The organism is Streptomyces sp. P5F9, assembly GCF_057961495.1.
Genome location: NZ_JBXVPZ010000585.1, coordinates 1 through 5,189 on the forward strand (window position 1 = coordinate 1; position 5,189 = coordinate 5,189).

The 5,189-nt window shown below is 70.0% G+C and carries 6 protein-coding genes; 4 read left to right on the plus strand and 2 right to left on the minus strand.

Annotated elements, in window-relative coordinates; genetic code table 11:
- Both AC31A1_RS46135 and AC31A1_RS46140 read left to right on the plus strand, forming a co-directional pair.
- The coding region (locus tag AC31A1_RS46135) for an acyl-CoA carboxylase biotin carboxyl carrier protein subunit (protein WP_489659056.1) at positions 1-177 on the plus strand (177 nt) is incomplete at its 5' end.
- A 104-nt stretch (positions 178-281) separates the two neighbouring features.
- The gene (locus tag AC31A1_RS46140; protein ID WP_489659054.1) at positions 282-857 is read left to right on the plus strand and encodes a TetR/AcrR family transcriptional regulator; all 576 of its coding nucleotides are present in this window, start codon (positions 282-284) and stop codon (positions 855-857) included.
- Positions 858-1,023: 166 nt separating this feature from the next.
- Here AC31A1_RS46140 and AC31A1_RS46145 read toward each other — a convergent pair whose 3' ends face one another.
- Positions 1,024-1,989, minus strand: coding sequence for a DeoR/GlpR family DNA-binding transcription regulator (locus AC31A1_RS46145; protein WP_393761791.1), 966 nt, complete (start codon positions 1,987-1,989; stop codon positions 1,024-1,026).
- Positions 1,990-2,153: 164 nt separating this feature from the next.
- Positions 2,154-3,602 carry an NAD(P)H-quinone dehydrogenase gene (locus AC31A1_RS46150; protein WP_489659055.1) on the minus strand — a complete coding sequence of 483 codons (1,449 nt, stop codon included), beginning with the start codon at positions 3,600-3,602 and terminating at the stop codon, positions 2,154-2,156.
- A gap of 141 nt (positions 3,603-3,743) precedes the next feature.
- On the opposite strand from AC31A1_RS46150, the gene AC31A1_RS46155 reads away from it, so the two are divergent.
- On the plus strand, positions 3,744-4,181 hold the full coding sequence (locus AC31A1_RS46155) for a gamma-glutamylcyclotransferase family protein (RefSeq protein ID WP_019055782.1): 438 nt from the start codon (positions 3,744-3,746) through the stop codon (positions 4,179-4,181).
- A gap of 139 nt (positions 4,182-4,320) precedes the next feature.
- Positions 4,321-5,145, plus strand: a complete 825-nt coding sequence (locus AC31A1_RS46160; protein WP_366431256.1) for a purine-nucleoside phosphorylase — start codon at positions 4,321-4,323, stop codon at positions 5,143-5,145.
- The last annotated feature ends 44 nt before the right edge of the window (positions 5,146-5,189 follow it).

A 5,189-nucleotide genomic window follows, 5' to 3' on the forward strand; every position in this document is an offset into this window, starting at 1 on the left:
AAGGTCGCGGTCGAGGAGGGCCAGGAGGTCAAGGAGGGCGACCTCATCGTCGTACTCGAAGCCATGAAGATGGAACAGCCGCTGAACGCGCACAAGTCCGGCACGATCAAGGGACTCGGCGCGGAAGTCGGCGCCTCCATCACCTCCGGCGCCGCGATCTGCGAGATCAAGGACTGACGACCCACCGCACGTCGAGAGGTGCCCGGCGGACAGGAACAGCCTGTCTCCGCCGGGCACCTCTGTAATGTGACGGGACACGCCGAGGAGGGCAGGTGGGACCCATGGCCGACACAGCCAGGCCGCCGGCGGGCATGCGTGCCGACGCCCGCCGCAACTACGGGCGGCTGGTCGCCGAGGCCCGCGTGTCCTTCGCCGCGCACGGCACGGACGCGTCCCTGGAGGACGTGGCCCGCCGCGCGGGCGTGGGCATCGGTACCCTGTACCGCCACTTCCCCAACCGGCAGTCCCTGATGAGCGCGGTCTTCGAGGACGCGGTGGGGGAACTCCTCGCCCGTTCCCGGGAGTTGCTCTCCGGCCCACAGCCGTGTGTGGCTCTGGTGACCTGGTTGCGGGAGATGGTGTCCCACGCGAGTGAGTACCGGGGGCTTTCCCGGGCCCTGATGGCGGTCGCCCATGACGGGACGTCCGCGCTGGCCCGGTGCAGCGACCCGATCCGGGAGGCGGGGGGTGCGTTGCTCTCCCGAGCGCAGGAGGCGGGTGACGTCCGTCCTGACGTCGAGATCGGGGACCTTCTCCAGCTGACCCACGCGATCGCCCTCGCGGCTGAGGGCAACCCTGGGGACCCTGAACTGGCGGACCGGTTGCTGACGTTGACGTTGCGGGGACTGAAGCCGTAGCGCTGGTTCGGTTTTCGAGTGCCGGCCGGTGGGGGCTGGTCGCGCAGTTCCCCGCGCCCCTTAAATGCAGGTCGGCTGAAACGGGGCTGTCTTTTAGGGGCGCGGGGAACTGCGCGACCAGCCACGACGGCGCCGCACCCGAAAACCGAACCCGCCACCGATGCGATCAGCGCCTGCGCAGATCCGCCACCCTCGCCGCGCGCTCCCGCTCGGGGGACTCCCCGCCGAGGACACCCGCTGCCCTCAACCCCGGTCCCCCGCCCGGTACTTGACCCCGTCGCGGTGCCGGGAGGGGTACGTCTCGGCGGCGTTGGTCCCGCGTCGGGGTCTGTTCACCCCCCTGGCTTCCCGATGCGCCGGCCACGGCGATCTGCACCCCCTGGTCGGCCAGCGCCTGCAACTCCGTGGCCGCGCGGTCGTCGTGGCCCGGGGGCTCGTCGGTGACGAGGCGGGTGATGACGTCCGTGGGCACGGTCTGGAACATGGTGTCCGTGCCGAGCTTGGTGTGATCGGCCAGGACGACGACCTCCGCGGCCGCCTGGACGAGGGCCCGGTCGACGGACGCCGACAGCATGTTGGACGTGGAGAGACCGCGCTCGGCGGTCAGTCCGCTCCCGGAGAGGAAGGCCCGGGAGACACGCAGACCCTGGAGGGACTGTTCGGCCCCGCTGCCCACCAGCGCGTAGTTGGAACCCCGCAGGGTGCCGCCGGTCATGACGACCTCCACGCGGTTGGCGTGGGCCAACGCCTGGGCCACCAGAAGGGAGTTGGTGACCACGGTCAGTCCGGGCACCCGGGCGAGCCGGCGGGCCAGCTCCTGGGTGGTGGTACCCGCCCCCACCACGATGGCCTCGCCCTCTTCGACGAAGCTGGCGGCGAGATCGGCGATGGCCGTCTTCTCGGCGGTCGCGAGATGCGATTTCTGCGGAAAGCCGGATTCTCGCGTGAACCCGCCCGGCAATACCGCACCGCCGTGCCGGCGGTCGAGGAGTCCTTCTGCCTCCAGTGCGCGCACGTCCCGCCGTACGGTCACTTCGGAGGTCTGGACGACGCGGGCGAGCTCACGGAGCGATACAGCCCCATTCGCTCGCACCATTTCGAGGATCAATTGGCGACGTTCTGCAGCGAACACGAAACTGACAGTAACCCCAACGACCGTCTGCTTTCAGGTGTTTGCGCCGAATAACGGAAGTTGTTCGTACAGCGGGACAGGAAGTGGTATAGGGCCTAGTCTCGCCGCCTATGCCGCCCGAATGGTCGACAACTCCCCGTGACCAGCGGGGAGTCCGTTTCGGCTCAGACTTCGCCCGTCGCCTTCCGCGTGTGGAGCTGCCGGGCCACCTCGGCGATCGAGCCCGAAAGAGACGGGTAGACGGTGAAGGCGTTCGCGATCTGTTCGACCGTCAGGTTGTTGTCGACGGCGATCGAGATCGGATGGATCAATTCCGAGGCGCGCGGCGCCACGACCACACCGCCGACGATGATGCCGGTGCCGGGGCGGCAGAAGATCTTGACGAAGCCGTCCCGGATGCCCTGCATCTTCGCGCGCGGGTTGCGGAGCAGGGGGAGCTTGACGACGCGGGCGTCGATCTTGCCGCCGTCGACGTCGGCCTGGCTGTAGCCGACGGTCGCGATCTCGGGGTCGGTGAAGACGTTCGAGGAGACCGTCTTCAGGTTGAGCGGGGCCACCGCGTCGCCCAGGAAGTGGTACATCGCGATACGGCCCTGCATCGCGGCCACCGAGGCGAGCGCGAACACGCCGGTCACGTCACCGGCGGCGTACACGCCCGGAGCGGTCGTACGCGAGACCTTGTCGGTCCAGATGTGGCCCGAGTCGCGCAGCCTGACGCCCGCCTCCTCCAGGCCCATGCCCGCGGAGTTCGGGATGGCGCCGACGGCCATGAGGCAGTGCGAGCCGGTGATGACGCGGCCGTCGGCGAGGGTGACCTCGACCTTGTCGCCGACGCGCTTGGCGGACTCGGCGCGGGAGCGGGCCATGACGTTCATGCCGCGGCGCCGGAAGACGTCTTCGAGTACGGCGGCGGCGTCCGGGTCCTCGCCGGGCAGGACCCGGTCGCGGGACGACACGAGGGTGACCTTGGAGCCGAGGGCCTGGTAGGCGCCGGCGAACTCCGCGCCGGTGACGCCGGAGCCGACCACGATCAGCTCTTCGGGGAGTTCGGTGAGGTCGTAGACCTGGGTCCAGTTCAGGATGCGCTCGCCGTCCGGGCGGGCGTCGTCCAGCTCGCGGGGGTGGCCGCCGGTCGCGATGAGGACGGCGTCGGCGACGAGCGTCTCCTCGGTGCCGTCGGCCGCCTTGACGATGACCTTGCGGGAACCGTCGATCGCCTGCATGCCGTCGAGCCGGCCCCGGCCGCGCATGACACGGGCGCCGGCCCGGGTCACGGACGCCGTGATGTCGTGCGACTGGGCGAGCGCGAGGCGCTTCACACGGCGGTTGACCTTGCCGAGGTCGACGCCCACGACCCTGGCAGCCTGCTCCAGAGGTGGAGTGTCGTCGGCGACGATGATGCCGAGTTCCTCGTACGACGAGTCGAAGGTGGTCATCACCTCGGCCGTCGCGATAAGGGTCTTCGACGGGACGCAGTCGGTCAGCACCGACGCCCCGCCCAGACCGTCGCAGTCGACGACGGTCACCTCCGCGCCGAGCTGCGCTGCCACCAGCGCCGCTTCATAGCCGCCGGGTCCGCCACCGATGATCACGATCCGAGTCACGTACCCCATTGTCCCGCACGCTTCAAGGTGCTTCCGCCCGGGGGCGACGGGGAGTGGTGTCGGCGGGGGGCCGGAGGTCCCGTTGGCGGTGGGCTGGAGTACCCACGGTTACGGGAGTGGCGGGTGGTTTCGCTGCCGTACTCTCGAAGCATGTCGCTCTACGCCGCGTACGCCGGCAATCTCGACGCGCGGCTGATGACCCGCCGCGCCCCGCACTCGCCGTTGCGCGCCACGGGCTGGCTGAACGGGTGGCGGCTGACCTTCGGCGGCGAGCACATGGGCTGGGAGGGCGCGCTCGCGACGATCGTGGAGGCCCCGCGCTCCCAGGTCTTCGTCGCGCTGTACGAGATCGCGCCGCCCGACGAGGACTCGATGGACCGGTGGGAGGGCGTCGGCCTCGACGTCTACCGCCGGATGCGGGTACGGGTGCACACCCTGGAGGGCGAGGAACCCGCTTGGGTGTACGTGCTGAACGGATACGAGGGTGGGCTCCCGTCCGCCCGGTACCTCGGTGAACTCGCCGATGCGGCCGAGTCGGCAGGCGCCCCGCACGACTACGTGATGGAGCTGCGGAAGCGGCCCTGCTGAGGATTCCCCGCGATTCCGCTGAGGGCTTCCCACACATAACGCCCGTCACAGGTCTCGTTGGAAACGACAAGACAACGATCGCAATCCCGTGAGCTCTGTCATCTACGCGCGTAGGCCCAGACCAGCTACGCTCATCCGCGTGAACGCATCTCTTCTTCCGGACGACATCCAGGGCGACCCCCATGCCGCCGCTGACGCCGCCGCCACGCGCCTGCGCGAACTGACGGGCGCCGAGACCCACGACGTCGCCCTTGTGATGGGCTCCGGCTGGGGACCGGCCGTCGACGCGCTCGGCGTACCCGAGGCCGACTTCCCCGTCACCGAGCTGCCCGGTTTCCCGCCGCCGGCCGTCGAGGGCCACGGCGGCAGGATCCGCTCGTACAAGATCGGTGACAAGCGGGCGCTGGTCTTCCTCGGGCGTACCCACTACTACGAGGGCCGCGGGGTCGCCGCCGTCGCGCACGGCGTGCGTACCGCCGTCGCCGCCGGCTGCAAGACCATCGTGCTGACCAACGGCTGCGGTGGCCTGCGCGAAGGCATGCGTCCCGGCCAGCCGGTCCTGATCAGCGACCACATCAACCTCACCGCCACGTCCCCCATCGTCGGCGCCAATTTCGTCGACCTCACGGACCTGTACTCGCCTCGGCTGCGCGCCCTGTGCAAGGAGATCGACCCGGCGCTGGAGGAGGGTGTCTACGCCCAGTTCCCCGGGCCGCACTACGAGACTCCGGCCGAGATCCGCATGGCCCGGGTGATCGGGGCGGACCTGGTGGGCATGTCGACCGTGCTGGAGGCCATCGCCGCGCGCGAGGCCGGTGCGGAGGTGCTGGGTATCTCCCTGGTGACGAACCTCGCCGCGGGTATGACGGGTGAGCCCCTCAACCACGAGGAAGTTCTCCAGGCGGGCCGGGATTCCGCCACGCAGATGGGGTCACTGTTGGCCCAGGTACTCGGGCGGCTGTAGGCCCCGTCCCCAGGGGGCTCCGCCCCCTGGGGACGGGGCCTACA